Annotated in this window: 18 protein-coding genes; 9 read left to right on the top strand and 9 right to left on the bottom strand. The window is 72.4% G+C overall.

Annotated features, from left to right (window positions below):
• Positions 1-6 precede the first annotated feature (6 nt).
• On the top strand, positions 7-864 hold the full coding sequence (locus tag ACWD4A_RS13715) for a hypothetical protein (RefSeq protein ID WP_451193325.1): 858 nt from the start codon (positions 7-9) through the stop codon (positions 862-864).
• A 15-nt stretch (positions 865-879) separates the two neighbouring features.
• Here ACWD4A_RS13715 and ACWD4A_RS13710 read toward each other — a convergent pair whose 3' ends face one another.
• The 3 genes from ACWD4A_RS13710 to ACWD4A_RS13700 all read right to left on the bottom strand — a co-directional run bounded on the left by ACWD4A_RS13710 (position 880) and on the right by ACWD4A_RS13700 (position 3,038).
• On the bottom strand, positions 880-1,260 hold the full coding sequence (locus ACWD4A_RS13710; RefSeq protein WP_451193323.1) for a hypothetical protein: 381 nt from the start codon (positions 1,258-1,260) through the stop codon (positions 880-882).
• Complete coding sequence (locus ACWD4A_RS13705; protein WP_451193322.1) at positions 1,257-1,511, bottom strand: Arc family DNA-binding protein; 255 nt, start codon at positions 1,509-1,511, stop codon at positions 1,257-1,259. Before ACWD4A_RS13705 ends, ACWD4A_RS13710 begins: the two co-directional genes overlap by 4 nt.
• A gap of 78 nt (positions 1,512-1,589) precedes the next feature.
• Positions 1,590-3,038 (bottom strand): NAD(P)H-hydrate dehydratase, encoded by a 1,449-nt coding sequence (locus ACWD4A_RS13700; protein ID WP_451193319.1) that lies wholly within the window; start codon positions 3,036-3,038, stop codon positions 1,590-1,592.
• Between the two features lie 88 nt (positions 3,039-3,126).
• On the opposite strand from ACWD4A_RS13700, the gene alr reads away from it, so the two are divergent.
• On the top strand, positions 3,127-4,326 hold the full coding sequence (alr, locus tag ACWD4A_RS13695; protein WP_451193317.1) for an alanine racemase: 1,200 nt from the start codon (positions 3,127-3,129) through the stop codon (positions 4,324-4,326).
• 17 nt (positions 4,327-4,343) lie between these two features.
• The gene (locus ACWD4A_RS13690; protein ID WP_451193316.1) at positions 4,344-5,630 is read left to right on the top strand and encodes an alpha/beta fold hydrolase; all 1,287 of its coding nucleotides are present in this window, start codon (positions 4,344-4,346) and stop codon (positions 5,628-5,630) included.
• 9 nt (positions 5,631-5,639) lie between these two features.
• On the opposite strand, the gene tsaE is transcribed toward ACWD4A_RS13690, so the two are convergent.
• Both tsaE and ACWD4A_RS13680 read right to left on the bottom strand, forming a co-directional pair.
• Positions 5,640-6,161: a tRNA (adenosine(37)-N6)-threonylcarbamoyltransferase complex ATPase subunit type 1 TsaE gene (tsaE, locus tag ACWD4A_RS13685; protein WP_451193314.1), complete on the bottom strand. Its 522-nt coding sequence runs from the start codon at positions 6,159-6,161 to the stop codon at positions 5,640-5,642.
• 623 nt (positions 6,162-6,784) lie between these two features.
• Positions 6,785-7,375, bottom strand: a complete 591-nt coding sequence (locus tag ACWD4A_RS13680; protein ID WP_451193312.1) for a hypothetical protein — start codon at positions 7,373-7,375, stop codon at positions 6,785-6,787.
• Between the two features lie 139 nt (positions 7,376-7,514).
• Between ACWD4A_RS13680 and tsaB the strand changes: the two genes are divergently transcribed.
• From tsaB to ACWD4A_RS13660, 4 genes are all read left to right on the top strand, one after another.
• The gene (gene tsaB, locus ACWD4A_RS13675) at positions 7,515-8,183 is read left to right on the top strand and encodes a tRNA (adenosine(37)-N6)-threonylcarbamoyltransferase complex dimerization subunit type 1 TsaB (RefSeq protein WP_451193311.1); all 669 of its coding nucleotides are present in this window, start codon (positions 7,515-7,517) and stop codon (positions 8,181-8,183) included.
• Positions 8,184-8,206: 23 nt separating this feature from the next.
• The gene (rimI, locus tag ACWD4A_RS13670; RefSeq protein WP_451193365.1) at positions 8,207-8,689 is read left to right on the top strand and encodes a ribosomal protein S18-alanine N-acetyltransferase; all 483 of its coding nucleotides are present in this window, start codon (positions 8,207-8,209) and stop codon (positions 8,687-8,689) included.
• Complete coding sequence (gene tsaD / locus ACWD4A_RS13665) at positions 8,673-9,839, top strand: tRNA (adenosine(37)-N6)-threonylcarbamoyltransferase complex transferase subunit TsaD (RefSeq protein ID WP_451193309.1); 1,167 nt, start codon at positions 8,673-8,675, stop codon at positions 9,837-9,839. The genes rimI and tsaD overlap by 17 nt, the downstream gene beginning before the upstream one ends.
• A gap of 102 nt (positions 9,840-9,941) precedes the next feature.
• Entirely contained in the window at positions 9,942-10,319 is a 378-nt protein-coding gene (locus ACWD4A_RS13660; protein WP_451193307.1) for a hypothetical protein, read from the top strand.
• A 9-nt stretch (positions 10,320-10,328) separates the two neighbouring features.
• Here ACWD4A_RS13660 and ACWD4A_RS13655 read toward each other — a convergent pair whose 3' ends face one another.
• The 4 genes from ACWD4A_RS13655 to ACWD4A_RS13640 all read right to left on the bottom strand — a co-directional run bounded on the left by ACWD4A_RS13655 (position 10,329) and on the right by ACWD4A_RS13640 (position 12,844).
• Positions 10,329-10,643: a hypothetical protein gene (locus ACWD4A_RS13655; protein WP_451193305.1), complete on the bottom strand. Its 315-nt coding sequence runs from the start codon at positions 10,641-10,643 to the stop codon at positions 10,329-10,331.
• An 84-nt stretch (positions 10,644-10,727) separates the two neighbouring features.
• Positions 10,728-11,132: a contact-dependent growth inhibition system immunity protein gene (locus tag ACWD4A_RS13650; RefSeq protein ID WP_451193304.1), complete on the bottom strand. Its 405-nt coding sequence runs from the start codon at positions 11,130-11,132 to the stop codon at positions 10,728-10,730.
• Between the two features lie 7 nt (positions 11,133-11,139).
• Positions 11,140-11,283: a hypothetical protein gene (locus tag ACWD4A_RS13645; protein ID WP_451193302.1), complete on the bottom strand. Its 144-nt coding sequence runs from the start codon at positions 11,281-11,283 to the stop codon at positions 11,140-11,142.
• A 373-nt stretch (positions 11,284-11,656) separates the two neighbouring features.
• On the bottom strand, positions 11,657-12,844 hold the full coding sequence (locus tag ACWD4A_RS13640; protein ID WP_451193301.1) for a THUMP-like domain-containing protein: 1,188 nt from the start codon (positions 12,842-12,844) through the stop codon (positions 11,657-11,659).
• Between the two features lie 97 nt (positions 12,845-12,941).
• On the opposite strand from ACWD4A_RS13640, the gene ACWD4A_RS13635 reads away from it, so the two are divergent.
• Positions 12,942-13,808, top strand: coding sequence for a polysaccharide deacetylase family protein (locus tag ACWD4A_RS13635; RefSeq protein WP_451193299.1), 867 nt, complete (start codon positions 12,942-12,944; stop codon positions 13,806-13,808).
• Positions 13,809-14,087: 279 nt separating this feature from the next.
• Positions 14,088-14,396 (top strand): co-chaperone GroES, encoded by a 309-nt coding sequence (gene groES, locus ACWD4A_RS13630; protein WP_030022440.1) that lies wholly within the window; start codon positions 14,088-14,090, stop codon positions 14,394-14,396.
• Positions 14,397-14,481 lie beyond the last annotated feature (85 nt).

The raw sequence follows: 14,481 nt of genomic DNA, 5'->3' as shown, positions 1-14,481 counted from the left end.
GCCCCAGTGAGTGAAGAACCCTCCGTCCCGGACGACGTCTGGAAGAAATTCGTCCGGGACCACGAGAAGTCGCAGCGTCCGGCGGCAACGCCTGAGCCCAAGGCCGGCAAGGCCGGCAAGGCCGCCCGCCGCATACCCGTCCGCATAGCCGTCCCCGCCGCGGCCATCGCCGCCGCCGTCATCGCCATGCTGCTCGTCCCCGGTCACGACAAGCCGGCGGAGGAGGACCACACCAACGAGGCCGTCGCCACCGGCGGCAGGCCGAAACCGGTCCCCGTCCCGTCCGTCCCCTCCGTCCACGGCAGCCTCCCGCCCGACGCGCCCAAGGAACTCCCCTCCCTGCTCGCCCGCCCCGTGATCGGCGCGGATCAGGCGTTCCCCGACGAGACCGTGAAGGCCGACTCGGGCGAGGAGTACCACCGCGTGGACGTGGCCAGCACGACGGACTGCTCACGTGCGGTCAGCCCGGAGCTGGCAGGGATCATCAAGCAGGGGGAGGGCTGTCTCCGGCTCACCTCCGCGCTCTACACGGACGCGGCGAAGAAGGCGCGGATCACGGTCGGCGTGCTGAGCTTCAAGCGGGTGGAGGACGCGGGGACGGTCTTCGCCATGACGGGCCTCGACCCGCTCAAGTACGAGATGATGTCGCTCGACCCACCGCCGGGCTCCGGCCTGGACCCCGTACCGCCGCACACCCCGGCCACGTTCAACCGCCTGATGACCGTCCGCTCCACCATCCTCGCCAACGCCGAATGGGCGGACGGCAGTTCCGCCGACGAACCCGGACTGAGCCGCAAGGGCGCGGAACTCCTGGGCCACTTCCAGAAGACGATCGGTGCCTACGAGGAGGGTGGGAAGAGCTGAGCGGACCCGTCGGCGTCAGGGCCTGATGTCGAGCACCCGCACCGGCTGAGACGCCCAGCGATCGGGTTCCATGGTGGCGATGAACGCGCCGTCCGGGCGTTCGGGGGCCGGTTCCGCCGCATGCCGGGTGTGTGCTGCGGCCCAGCTCGCCTCGCGGGCGACCGCCAAGGCTGCGGGCAGGTCCAAATCGAGAATCCGGATACCGGGCAGCGCTGCGAAGTGCTCGGCGAGGCCGGTCCGTGTTCTGTCGGCCTCCACCAAGGCGCAGGTGGTGGCGTACAGGTACCAGCCCGTTTCTGTATCGGCCCGGTGGATGAGCCTGGACGCGGCGATGTTGCCTTGCCCGGCGGCGACCATGGCCGTCTCGTCGAGTAAGACGTGGATCTGATCGCTCACCGCATCGCCTCGGCGAGGCGCCGGTCGAGCTCGGCGTCCAGCTGGGCCATTTCGTCCTCGCTGGGGTTGTAGCCGTTCAACTCGTAGAGGAGGCGCCGAGTCTGTTCCGCCCGTTCGACCCGTTCCGCCGGGGTGATGAGCTCGTCGGCGAGGCGGGCGAGATAGGAGCGCAGCGACAAGCCTTCTGCCGCAGCGACTTCTGCAAGTCGATCGCGTGCTTCTGCGGGGATACGAATATTGGCGTCAGCCATGAGCCGACTCTCCTTTCGCTCACCCGGGAGCCTACGGGTACGTACCCGTACCCTGCCATCGCTCGATCAGGTGACGGCTCACCCCTCCACCACGTCCCGCCAGACCCCCCGCACCGCCTCCGCCACCGCCGACGCGGTCAGCGGGGCGGTGCCCAGGGAGCGGGCCGCGAGGCCGTGCAGGTAGGCGCCCGCCGACGCCGCGTCGAGGGCCGTGAGGCCCGCCGCCAGGAGGGCGCCCGTGAGGCCCGAGAGGACGTCGCCGCTGCCCGCCGTCGCCAGCCACGGGGTGCCCGTCGGGTTGACCCGTACCGGGCTCCCGGCCGTGGCGATCGCCGTGGTCGAACCCTTCAACAGGGCCGTCACGCCGAACTGTTCGGCCAGGGAGCGGACGGACGACAGGCGTGCCGACTCGACCTGCTCGCGGGGGACGCCCAGGAGGGCGGCCGCTTCCCCGGCGTGGGGGGTGAGGAGGGTGTCGGCGGTCCGGGAACGGAGCTCCGACGGCGGGAGCAGCCGCAGGCCGTCCGCGTCCACGAGCACCGGGACGTCCGAGGCCAGGACGTCCTCCAGGGCCCGGCGGGCGTCCGCGCCGTCGCCGAGGCCGGGGCCGACGACCCACGCTTGGACGCGGCCCGCCTTCGACGGGGGCCCCGCGGAGACGAGGGTCTCGGGGAAGCGGGCGATCACCGCGTCCGCGGCGGGGCCGACGTAGCGGACCGCGCCCGCGCCGCCGTGCAGCGCTCCCGCCACGGCGAGCACCGCCGCACCCGGGTAGCGGGCGGAGCCCGCGACGACGCCGACGACACCGCGCCGGTACTTGTCGCTCTCCGCCGCCGGACGCGGCAGCAGACCGGCCACATCCGCGTGCTGAAGCGCCTCGATCTCGGGCCCGGAATCAGGTTTGAACGGCAGGCGAAGACCAATGTCGACCAGACGCAACGCCCCCGCGTACTCACGTGCGGGGTCGAGCAGCAGACCGGGCTTGTAGGCGCCGAAGGTGACCGTCGCGTCGGCCCGTACGGCCGCCCCGCGCACCTCACCGGTGTCCGCGTCGACGCCGCTGGGCAGGTCGACGGCGACGATCAGCCCGCCCCCGGCGTACGCGGCCTCGACCAACGCCCGCGCGTCGGGCCGCAGGCCGCCCTTGCCGCCGATACCGACGATCCCGTCGACGACGAGGTCCGCCCGGCGCACGGCCCGGTCGCCGTCCTCGGCGGAGGCGACGCGCCCGCCAGCGGCCCGCAGCGCGGCCAGTCCGCCCGCGTGGGTACGGTCCGGGGCCAGCAGGACGGCGGTGACGCCCGCGCCGCGCCGGGCCAGCCGGGCGCCCGCGTAGAGCGCGTCGCCGCCGTTGTCGCCGCTGCCCACGAGGAGCGCGACCCGCGCCCCGTACACCCGCCCCAGCAGATCCGCGCAGGCCGCCGCGAGACCGGCGGCGGCACGCTGCATCAGGGCGCCGTGCGGAAGCTGTGCCATGAGCGCGCGCTCGGCGGCCCGTACGGTCTCGACGCTGTACGCAGTCCTCATGCTCCCCAGTGTCACCTTCGCGTCTGCCGGACGCCGGGAATCCGCCACCCTGGGGGCAAGGAAACGGACACCTGAGAGACTGGCGGGGATGAACGAGACACCGATGCGCGCCCGTGCCCTGGTAGACCTGGCCGCCCTGCGGGCCAACGTACGCCTGCTGCGCTCCCGTGCGCCCGAGGCGCAGCTGATGGCTGTCGTCAAGGCGGACGCGTACGGCCACGGTGCGGTCCCCTGCGCGCGGGCGGCCCGTGAGGCGGGCGCGGCCTGGATCGGTACGGCCACGCCGGACGAGGCGCTCGCGCTCCGCGCGGCCGGTGACCGGGGCCGGCTGATGTGCTGGCTGTGGACGCCGGGCGGGCCGTGGCGGGAGGCCGTCGAGGCGGACGTCGACGTGTCGGTGAGCGGCCTGTGGGCCGTGCGCGAGGTGTCCGACGCGGCCCGTGCCTGCGGCCGCACCGCCCGCGTCCAGCTGAAGATCGACACGGGTCTGGGGCGCAGCGGCTGCCAGCCCGACGACTGGCCGGAACTGATCGCCGCCGCGCGTGCCGCCGAGGACGCGGGCCTGATCAAGGTCACCGGTGTGTGGTCGCACTTCGCGTGTGCGGACGAGCCCGGCCACCCGTCCATCCAGGCCCAGTTGCGGGTCTTCAAGGACGCCGTGGACTACGCGGAACGGCAGGGCATCGAGCCCGAGGTGCGGCACATAGCCAACTCCCCGGCGACCCTCACGCTCCCCGAGAGCCACTTCGACCTCGTGCGCACCGGTATCGCGATCTACGGGGTGTCGCCGAGCCCGGAGGTCGGCACCCCTGCCGACCTGGGGCTGAAGCCGGTGATGACGCTGTCCGCCACGCTGGCCTCCGTGAAGCGGGTGCCGGGCGGACACGGTGTCTCATACGGGCATCACTACATCACTCCGGGGCCCACTACCCTCGCCCTGGTTCCCGTCGGCTACGCGGACGGGATCCCGCGGGCGGCGTCCGGTACGGGGCCGGTGCTGATCGGGGGCAAGTGGCGGACGGTCGCGGGCCGGGTGGCCATGGACCAGTTCGTGGTCGACCTGGGCGGCGACAGCGCGCGGGTGGGCGACGAGGCGGTGCTGTTCGGGCCGGGCGACCGGGGCGAGCCGACGGCCGAGGACTGGGCCCGCGCGACCGGAACCATCGCCTATGAGGTCGTCACCCGCATCACCAAAAGGGTGCCGCGCGTCTATGTGGGTGAGACCGTAGGTAACAGCACAGGCGGGGACGCCGACGTGGACGTGGACGTGATCGGGCAGGAGAGCTAGCACACGGGGGGCACGGCATGAGCGACAGCGCGAGTACGAGCGGTACGGGTGTGGCCCGAGTGAAGGACGCGGCGGGCTCGGTGGCCGCTGCGGCCGATGCCGTCGCCGCCGGTGGCGGAGGATGGCTGCGGGGCGCGGGAGTCGCCGGGGCGGCGATCGGCGTCGTGGCCGCCGGGGCCGCGGTCGGGGTGGCCGTCGAGCGGCTCACCGTCGGCCGTGGCATGCGCCGCAAGGCGCGGCTCGCACTGGACTCGACGGGGCCGTACGGGGCGCTGCGGGGGCGGCCCGGACAGGCGATCGCCGAGGACGGCACGGAGCTCTACTACGAGGTCGACGAGGTCGGTGAGACCGAAGGGACGGACGGTGCACCCGTGGCGGCCGAGGAGCCCGGCCCGACGCTGCTGAAGCGGCTCTTCGGGCGCACCACGAACCCACCGGTCACGGTGATTTTCAGCCATGGCTACTGTCTCGGCCAGGACTCCTGGCACTTCCAGCGGGCCGCGCTGCGCGGTGCCGTGCGGATGGTCTTCTGGGACCAGCGCAGCCACGGCCGCTCCGGGCGCGGCCGTTCCCAGCTCGACGGCAGCGTTCCCGTCTCCATCGACCTGCTCGGCCGTGACCTCAAGGCCGTCATCGACGCCGCGGCCCCCGAGGGGCCGCTGGTACTGGTGGGGCACTCGATGGGCGGCATGACGATGATGGCGCTGGCCGACCAGTACCCCGAGCTGATCGCCGAGCGGGTCGTGGGCACGGCCTTCGTCAACACGTCGTCGGGCGGCCTCGCGGACAACACGTACGGCCTGCCGGTCTCCGGCAGCGTGGTGCGCAAGGTGCTGCCCGCGGCCTTCAAGGTGCTGACCGCGCAGCCGGAACTGGTCGAGCGCGGGCGGCGGGCCACGGCGGACCTCTACGCGGGCGTCATCCGGCGCTACTCGTTCGGGTCGCGGGACGTGGACCCGGCGGTGGCCCGGTTCGCGGAACGGCTGATGGAGGCGACACCGGTCGACGTCATCGCCGAGTTCTACCGGGTGTTCGGCGAGCACGACAAGGTGGCCGCGCTCCGCGCGTTCGAGGACTGCCCGGTGGTGGTGATCGCCGGCGGGAAGGACCTGATGACGCCCAGCGCCCACAGCGAGGCGATCGCGGAGGCGCTGCCGGGGGCGACGCTGGTGCTGCTGCCGGGCGCCGGTCACCTGGTGATGATGGAGCACCCGGAGACGGTCACCGGGCACCTGGTGGAGTTGCTGGGAGCCGCCGCGGACGGAGCGCGCGAGCGGGTCACGGGGGCGCGGCGGCGGGGGTGACCCGCCGGGTCAGAGGTTCAGGTCCACGTCGGCCCAGCGGGTGCCGACACCCGTGAGGCGTACGCCCCGGACGTCGTCCTCCTCGGCCAGGAGTTCCGCCTCGGCGCCCACCGCGCGCTCGATGACCACGTGGAGGCGGTCCTCGGAGAGCTCCTCGACCTTGCCGTCGCCCCACTCCACGACGATGACGGACTCCGGCAGGGAGACGTCCAGGTCCAGATCCTCCATCTCGTCCAGGCCGCCGCCCAGGCGGTAGGCGTCGACGTGGACCAGCGCCGGCCCGGAGCCGAGGGACGGGTGCACGCGGGCGATCACGAACGTCGGGGAGGTGACGGCACCGCGCACGCCGAGGCCCTCGCCCAGGCCGCGGGTCAGCGTCGTCTTCCCGGCACCCAGCTCGCCCGTGAGCAGCACCAGGTCGCCGGGGCGCAGCAGCGCGGCCAGCCTGCGGCCCAGGTCCCGCATGTCATCGGCGGACTTGACGGTGATCTGTGCGGAGGCGGCGGCGGTGGTGTCGTGCAGGGCGCTCATACCCGTCGATGGTACGGGGCCGGGCCGAGAGGGCGCTCGAACGCGGCCGCACGATCCCCGGCACATTCCGACAAGCCGTCGGCAACATGTTGCGCGGGCGGGATCCGGCGTGGTCACATGGTAGGCAGAGACATGGTTAGGTCTACCTAACTTTGCCCTGCTGTCCCCGGGAGGCACTTCATGCCGACTCAAGAGCCCGCCGCTGTCCCTGCGGATGCTCCTGTGGAGCGTGCCGACGAACTGCCTCCGTCGATGAGAGACCTGCTGGCCGCCTGCGCGGCGGCCGAGGCGGTGTCGACGCCTCCGGCGCCTCCTTCGGCGCCCTTGGCGCCTTCGGCGCCGGAACCGGACGAGGATCGCTCGGCGGCGTAGTCCCTGCGGACCGTTTGCCGCCTGCGGCGGGGGCGGCCTGCGGCCGCGTCCTCAAACGCCGGACGGGCTGGATGTGCTGGCTGTGGCCTTGAACCTGCGGGCCGAGCCCGCAATTTCAGCCCGTCCGGCGTTTGAGGACACCGCGCGGAGCGCGGTCGGGGGTCTGGGGGTCTCCCCCAGTTCGGGAAGGGGCGGGGCTGGGGAACAAGCCCGCCGCAGGCGGTGGGTTCGCCCTTACGAGGGAGGAGCCGTTACGGGACGACCACGACGGGGGAGCCGCCCACGGCGAACTCCCACATGGCCCGCCCATCCGCCGGCTTCTCGCGAATGCCACCCGTCTTCTTCGTCGAGGCAGGATCCGGCGAAGACCCGTCGACGGCGGCGCTGAAGCCGAAGGCGACACCAGCCGCATAGTGGAAGCGGACGATGTGCTCGATGGGCACTCCGTCGGAACCGACGGCGTTGGGGGTCCGCGAAGTGACCTTGTACGAGCCGGGCGGCGGATTGACGGTGCTGGGCGCGACCTCGAAGGTGCGGCTCGCCCGGCCGTCGGCGCCGACCAGCCACACCCGCTTCGCGGCGATCCCGTAGACCACGCGCGCGCCCGTGCCGGAGTTCGCGGGGACGGCCGTGGCGGCCTCCTTGGCGGCCTTGTCCTTGGCAGCGGAGTCGGCAGCGGGATCCTGGTCCTTGCCGCCGTCCTTGCCGCCCGTGCTGGAGGAAGAGGCGGCCGCGTGCGGATGGCCGGGCGCGGCGTCCGCCTGGTAGGCGAGGAATCCGACCGCGGCCAGGGCCGCCGCGGTGAGCGCTGCCACTATGGCCCCGGAGCTGCTGCGTGCCACGCTGCGCACCCTTTCGTCCTGCGTACGGCTATGCGGCCTGACCGTAGCACCCGCACACGCCCCCGCCGCGCCCTCGGCGCGGGCGGGCGCAGGCGGGCGCGGGCACCATCCGCCCCATGGCGCGCCGTAGGCTGTCAGTGTGCTGCTGCTCGCTCTTGATACCGCCACCCCCGCCGTCACCGTCGCCCTCCACGACGGTGACAAAGTCATCGCCGAATCGCGTCAGGTCGACGCGCGCAGGCACGGTGAGCTGCTGCTTCCCGCCGTCGACCGGGTGCTCGGCGAGGCGGGCCGCACGCTGGACGCCGTGACCGACATCGTCGTGGGCGTCGGCCCCGGCCCCTACACGGGCCTGCGCGTCGGCATCGTGACCGCCGCGACCTTCGGGGCCGCGCTGTCCGTCCCCGTGCGCGGCCTGTGCTCGCTCGACGGGATCGCGTACGCCGCGGGGCAGCAGGGGCTGGAGGGCGAGTTCGTCGTGGCGACGGACGCCCGCCGCAAGGAGGTCTACTGGGCGCGGTACCGGGACGCCCGTACCCGCGTCACCGAGCCCGCCGTGGACCGTCCCGCCGACCTCACCGAGCCGCTCGCCGGACTGACCGTGATCGGCGCGGGCGCCCTGCTCTACCCGGACGCGTTCACGGACGTACGGGCCGACATGCCGGAGCACCAGTCGGCGGGCGCGCTGGCCTCGCTGGCCGCGGAGAAGCTGCGCACGGGCGGCGAGTTCCTGCCGGACCAGCCGCTCTACCTGCGCCGCCCGGACGCCCAGGTGCCCGCCAACTACAAGGTGGTCACGCCGAAGTGACCACGACGGTGCGTATCCGCGAGATGCGCTGGTGGGACATCCGGCCGGTGCTGGAGCTGGAGCGCGTGCTCTTCCCGGACGACGCCTGGTCGAAGGGCCTCTTCTGGTCCGAGCTGGCCCACGCCCGCGGCGCGGGCGCGAACCGCCGCTACGTGGTGGCGGAGGACGCGGACGGCCGGATCGCCGGCTACGCCGGGCTCGCCGCCATCGACGGCACCGGTGACGTCCAGACCATCGCCGTCGCCCGCGAGCACTGGAGCACCGGCCTCGGCGCCCGGCTGCTCTCCGAACTGCTCACCACCGCCACCGCCTTCGAATGCCGCGAGGTCCTCCTCGAGGTGCGGGTCGACAACACCCGCGCCCAGCGGCTCTACGAGCGCTTCGGGTTCGAGCCGGTCGGCGTCCGCCGCGGCTACTACCAGCCCGGCAACATCGACGCGCTCGTGATGCGCCTTTCCGATCCGAACTCCGCAGTGCAAGGAATGACCCATGGCTCCCAGAGCTGACGAACCCCTCGTCCTCGGCATCGAGACCTCCTGCGACGAGACCGGCGTCGGCATCGTCCGGGGCCACACGCTCCTCGCGGACGCGGTCGCCTCCAGCGTCGACGAGCACGCCCGCTTCGGCGGCGTCGTCCCCGAGGTCGCCAGCCGCGCCCATCTGGAGGCGATGGTCCCGACCATCGAGCGGGCCCTCGAGGAGGCGGGGGTCGCCGCCAAGGACCTCGACGGCATCGCCGTCACCGCGGGCCCCGGCCTCGCGGGCGCCCTGCTCGTCGGGGTGTCGGCGGCCAAGGCGTACGCGTACGCGCTCGGCAAGCCGCTCTACGGCGTGAACCACCTGGCCTCGCACATCTGCGTCGACCAGCTCGAACACGGCCCGCTGCCCGAGCCGACGATGGCCCTGCTGGTGTCGGGCGGCCACTCCTCGCTGCTCCTGGCGCCCGACATCACCTCCGACGTCCGCCCGCTGGGCTCGACGATCGACGACGCGGCGGGCGAGGCCTTCGACAAGGTCGCGCGCGTGCTGAACCTCGGCTTCCCGGGCGGCCCGGTCATCGACCGGTACGCGCGCGAGGGCAACCCCGACGCGATCCGCTTCCCGCGCGGCCTGACCGGCTCCCGCGACCCGATCTACGACTTCTCCTTCTCCGGCCTCAAGACCGCCGTGGCCCGCTGGATAGAGGCCAAGCGGGCGGCGGGCGAGGAGGTGCCGGTCGCGGACGTGGCGGCGTCCTTCCAGGAGGCGGTCGTGGACGTCCTGACCCGCAAGGCCGTGCGCGCCTGCAAGGACAACGGCGTCGACCACCTCATGATCGGCGGCGGCGTCGCGGCGAACACGCGGCTGCGCGCCATGGCCGCCCGCCGCTGCGAGGACGCGGGCATCACGCTGCGCGTGCCGCGGCCGAAGCTGTGCACGGACAACGGCGCGATGGTCGCCGCGCTGGGCGCCGAGATGGTGGCGCGGGGCCGGTCGGCCTCGGCGTGGGACCTGTCCGCGGACTCCTCGCTTCCGGTGACGGACACGCATGTACCGGCCCCGGAGACGGACGACGAGGGCCACGGCCACGGCGGCGACCACGGCCACGGTCACTCCCACGCGCACGACCACGACCACGTGCACGAACTGAGCAAGAAGAACCTGTACGAGTCGTGACGCGTCACCCCGTTCCGGCGGGTTATCCACAGCCCTGCCGGGCCTCCGGGTGAACACCTATTCTGGAGACCGGGCAGGGTGTCGGAAGGGGAGGAGCCTGACATGAACTGGCTCTGGTGGGTGTTGATCTTCTTCGGCGTCGGAGGCTTCACCAAGATCGCCGACATGGGGCGTACGGCCCTGCGCACCCGTCACGAGCGCAAGCTGGAGCTCCTGGAGACCCAGCGGGAGCGCGAACGCTCGGAGCGCGAGGCGATCGAGTCCGCGTCGAAGTCCCCGGAGCCGATCTGCGGCTGCACCCACCACCTGGCCAAGCACGACAAGCAGGGCCGGTGCCACGAGTCGGTCGAGGTCCCGGTCGCCTGGGACGCCGACAGGAAGCCGACCAGCTATCAGCCCGGCCAGTGCACCTGCCAGCAGTACATAGGCCCCCAGCCCCTCACCACGTTCTACGCGGAGGATCTGACGGACCTGGCGTGAACTCCCCGGTCAGTTGCTGTACTTGTGATACCAGAGGCCGACCGTGGCGCCGTCCGTGAAGACCGCGCAGACGTGACCGTCGTACTTCGCGGGATCGAGGTAGTGGTTGCTCGCGTACTCCTCGCAGTTCTTGAAGGTCCAGAACCACGTCTGGTACTCGTAGCAGGGGACGCGGCCGCCGTTGTCGGCACAGTCCGGCGTCGGCGACTGCATGATCCGGGCCGGGGCGGCGGGCGCGGGAGCGGCCCCCGCCGAGCCGACGCCCAGGCCGCCGAGGGCGGTGACCGCGGCGAGTACGGTGACGGCGTTGCGGAGCTTCCTCATGATGTCCTCCTCGGTGTGTTGCCGGAGAACAGCGTGTCCGTCCGCTCCACGCGCGGCCAAGAATTTCGGCGGGGGCCGAAATGGCTACGGGCCGACGGCAGTCAGGAAGCCGTCGACCTCCCGCCGCAGCGCGCGCGGCAGACCGGTCAGGCCCGCCACGATCCCCCGGAGCTCACCCGCGAGCTCCGGGGCCCCACGCCACACCGCCGGGCCCCGGCTCACGACCGCCGCCAGCAGATCGCCCTCGTACAAGTCCCCCTCCGCCAGCGGGTCCTGGTGCAGCACCTCCACCGCCAGCGGCAGGAGGTGAGGCAGCCCGATGTCCTGCTGGATCAGCAACCGCAGATCCTCGACGGTCAGTTCACCGACCGGCTTGCGCCGCAACGCCGACGCTGTTACGACGAGCCGCCCGGCGTCCGCCGGCGGATCGGGCCAGCGGTCGCCTTCCAGTTGCTCAAGGGATCGGTCACGTTTCACGGAGCGGGTCATCCGCCGATTATCCCGTGCCGGGATCGAGCGCCTCGGCTCCGGAGGTGCGGTCGGCTATCGCCGCGTGTGCCTCGTCCGGTGTCCCCGCCTGCGCCACCACGCTGCGGAGTTCCTCCGGCGTGGGGCCCTCCGCGGGGGCGCCGGTGGTCATGCGAGCCCCCTGCGGGCCTTGACTTCCGAGACGTGCGCGCGAAGGTAGGCGCGCAGGGTGGTCACCTGCACCGAGTCGGCCGGGCAGTCCCAGATCCGACTGCCGCTCGGCGCGCTCAGCCGGACCAAACTCCCCTTGCTCCCGACGACTTGACCGGCCTGCCCGGTCCGGAGATCGATGACGTATGCCCCGCACGGCGGAATTTCCCTGTTCACGCAGCTCAGGTTCGCGGGGATGCGGCCGGCCGGGTAAGCAACCTTCGGGGTACGGGTTATGACGTACCGTCGGAAAACGGAAGAAAGCTGCTCGCGGCTCAGCCCTCCAGCAGGAAAGCCGTTCCCAAGGCGAGCCAGGAGCCGGGGAGTTGGCCGGGCTACGCCTGGACCGGTTTCCCCAGCAGCATCGTCGGGGCTCCCGCGACGCGCGTAAGTACGATCACACAGGAGTTCCCCCCTTCGAGCTTCAGCTTCTTGCGGAGTTCCTCCGGTTCCACCGCCGAGCCGCGCTTCTTGATGACCGCCACGCCGACCTTCCGTTCGCGCAGGAGGGCCTTGAGCTTCTTGAGGTTGAACGGGAGTACGTCGGTGATCTCGTAGGCCGTCGCGTACGGCGTGGGACGGAGTTCGTCGCTCGTGACGTAGGCGATCGTCTCGTCGATCAGGCCGCCCGCGAGGTCCTCCGCCACCTCCGCGACGAGGTGGGCGCGGATGACCGCGCCGTCCGGCTCGTAGAGGTAGCGGCCCACCGGGCGGACCGGCGGGTCGGGGAGGCCGCGCGAGGTGAGGGTGGCCGCGGAGGGGAGGAGGGTGGCGCGGCGCGCGCCCGGTTCGGTGCCGAACCAGAGCACCGCCTCCTTGACGTCGCCCCCGTCGGAGATCCACTCCGCCTCCGCCTCGTCCGGGACCGCCTCGTGCGGAACGCCGGGTGCGATCTTGAGCGCGGCGCGCGGTGCCGTACGGGCGGCCTCGACGGCCCAGGACAGTGGGGGCGAGTACGCCTCCGGGTCGAAGATGCGGCCGCGCCCGCCCCGCCTCGCCGGGTCGACGAAGACGGTGTCGTACGGGGCCGTGTCGATCTCCGCGACATCCGCGCAGCGGACCTCGATCAGGTCGGCCAGCCCGAGGGCCGCGGCGTTCGCCTCCGCGACCGCGCAGGTCAGAGGGTCGCGGTCGACCGCGAGGACCGCGATGCCCGCGCGGGCCAGCGCGATGGCATCGCCGCCGATGCCGCAGCACAGGTCGGCGACGGATTTCGTGCCGAGCGCGGCGAGCCGGGCGGCCCGGTACGCGGCGACGGTCTTCCGGGTCGACTGCTCCACGCCGTTGGGCGTGAAGAACATGCGGTACGCGTCCTCCGCGCCGAACTTCGCCACCGCCCGCTGCCGCAGCCGGGCCTGGCCGAGGGCGGCCGACACCAGGTCGGCCGGGTGGTCGCGGCGCAGCCGGGTCGCTGTCGCGAGCTCCTGGGCGGGGTCGTGGTCGCGGAGCTCCGTCAGGAGGCGGCGGCCTTCGTCGGTGAGGAGGGCGGCGAAGGAGTCGGTCGGCTGGTTCGGTGCGGGCACGGTTTCATTGTTTCCCCACTCCGGCCGTCTCCCGTAATCGGGGCGGCCCGGCGGTCCCGCCGCGCCCTGTTCGAACGCATGCACAACAATCGGATGGGTGAGCTCGCACATATCCCGCCCCCGGACCCGCACCCGCCCCCGGATCGTCCTCGTCGCGCTGGCCGCCGCCCTGCTGGCCTCCGGCTGCTCCGGCTCCTCGTCGTCCAAGAGCGAGAAGGCCGCACCCTCCGCGCCGGCGTCGGCCCCCGCCCCCACCCGCCCCGCGGAAGCGCCCTCCGACGCCTACCGCCACTGGGGCCTCGACGCCCCGCTCGCCGCTCCCCCCGCCCCGCCCGCGCGGAAGGTCACGGACGGGATGCGGCCGGGGGACGCGCCCAAGGTCGTGCGGCGGGTGGACACCAAGGACAAGGTCGTCTTCGTGACCTTCGACGACGGGGCGGAGAAGGACCCCGAGTTCGTGAAGATGGCGAAGGAGCTGAAGCTGCCGTTCACGATGTTCCTGACGGACGACATCGCCCGCGCGGGCCGCGGCTACGGCTACTTCGAGCAGCTCAAGGAAGGTGGCAACACCATCCAGAACCACACCCTCTCCCACCCCAACCTGCGCACCCTCTCGCCCGAAGCCCAGCGCCGCGAGATCTGCGGCCAGCAGGACGCGCTGGAGAAGCGGTTCGGGGCCAAGCCGCCGCTGTTCCGTCCGCCGTACGGCAATTACGACGACGCGACGCTCACGGCGGCGGGCGGCTGCGGGGTGAAGGCCGTCGTGCTGTGGGAGGCGACGATGCAGATCAACGACATGCGCTACGCCCAGGGCGACGGGCTGCGCCCCGGCGACATCGTCCTCGCGCACTTCCGCGGCCCGCAGGAGCTCAAGGGCACCTCGATGACCAGGATGGTCACGAACATGCTGCGCAGCATCCAGAAGCAGGGCTTCACGGTGGCCCGCCTGGAGGACTACGTCTGAGGAATACCTCGGGCGCGGACGGGAAGATCCTTGACCGGCCCGGCCGCCGGGCCGGCCGCGGCCGCCGCGGCGGAACCCCGGCCGTCGACGCGCGCCGCAGGCGAATTGGCACTCCGCTTGACCGAGTGCTAACCGCGTCATAGTCTCGGCTCCGTTGGCACTCTCCACCCGGGAGTGCCAAACACAGCGACGGGCGGATCCGGCACCCGCGACGACGGATTCACCAGGTCGCCACCAGACAGATAGCCCCGCGAGATCTCCGAAGGGGGAGGTCGGATCGTGACGACCGCCAGCTCCAAGGTTGCCATCAAGCCGCTTGAGGACCGCATCGTGGTCCAGCCGCTCGACGCCGAGCAGACCACGGCCTCCGGCCTGGTCATCCCGGACACCGCGAAGGAGAAGCCCCAGGAGGGCGCCGTCCTCGCCGTGGGCCCGGGCCGCTTCGAGAACGGCGAGCGCCTGCCGCTCGACGTGCAGGTCGGCGACGTCGTGCTCTACAGCAAGTACGGCGGCACCGAGGTGAAGTACAACGGCGACGAGTACCTCGTTCTCTCGGCCCGCGACGTGCTCGCGATCATCGAGAAGTAATTCACCCCAAGCTGTTTCTGATCTGCGCCCCTGGTACCCGTCCATACGCCGGGCGCCCGGGGCGCAGTTCGTTTGAGCGATAGGC

The sequence above is a fragment of the Streptomyces sp. NPDC002537 genome (assembly GCF_053594975.1).
Note: the sequence above shows the minus strand (reverse complement) of the source record. Positions and strands in the feature narration are given on the sequence as shown.

What these genes read in the sequence shown, in the direction of transcription:
- ACWD4A_RS13705 (WP_451193322.1), bottom strand. Translation starts at nt 1,511, where the DNA reads ATGGCTGACGCCAATATTCGTATCCCCGCAGAAGCACGCGATCGACTT.
- ACWD4A_RS13700 (WP_451193319.1), bottom strand. Translation starts at nt 3,038, where the DNA reads ATGAGGACTGCGTACAGCGTCGAGACCGTACGGGCCGCCGAGCGCGCG.
- alr (WP_451193317.1), top strand. Translation starts at nt 3,127, where the DNA reads ATGAACGAGACACCGATGCGCGCCCGTGCCCTGGTAGACCTGGCCGCC.
- ACWD4A_RS13690 (WP_451193316.1), top strand. Translation starts at nt 4,344, where the DNA reads ATGAGCGACAGCGCGAGTACGAGCGGTACGGGTGTGGCCCGAGTGAAG.
- tsaE (WP_451193314.1), bottom strand. Translation starts at nt 6,161, where the DNA reads ATGAGCGCCCTGCACGACACCACCGCCGCCGCCTCCGCACAGATCACC.
- rimI (WP_451193365.1), top strand. Translation starts at nt 8,207, where the DNA reads ATGCGCTGGTGGGACATCCGGCCGGTGCTGGAGCTGGAGCGCGTGCTC.
- tsaD (WP_451193309.1), top strand. Translation starts at nt 8,673, where the DNA reads ATGGCTCCCAGAGCTGACGAACCCCTCGTCCTCGGCATCGAGACCTCC.
- ACWD4A_RS13660 (WP_451193307.1), top strand. Translation starts at nt 9,942, where the DNA reads ATGAACTGGCTCTGGTGGGTGTTGATCTTCTTCGGCGTCGGAGGCTTC.
- ACWD4A_RS13655 (WP_451193305.1), bottom strand. Translation starts at nt 10,643, where the DNA reads ATGAGGAAGCTCCGCAACGCCGTCACCGTACTCGCCGCGGTCACCGCC.
- ACWD4A_RS13650 (WP_451193304.1), bottom strand. Translation starts at nt 11,132, where the DNA reads ATGACCCGCTCCGTGAAACGTGACCGATCCCTTGAGCAACTGGAAGGC.
- ACWD4A_RS13645 (WP_451193302.1), bottom strand. Translation starts at nt 11,283, where the DNA reads ATGACCACCGGCGCCCCCGCGGAGGGCCCCACGCCGGAGGAACTCCGC.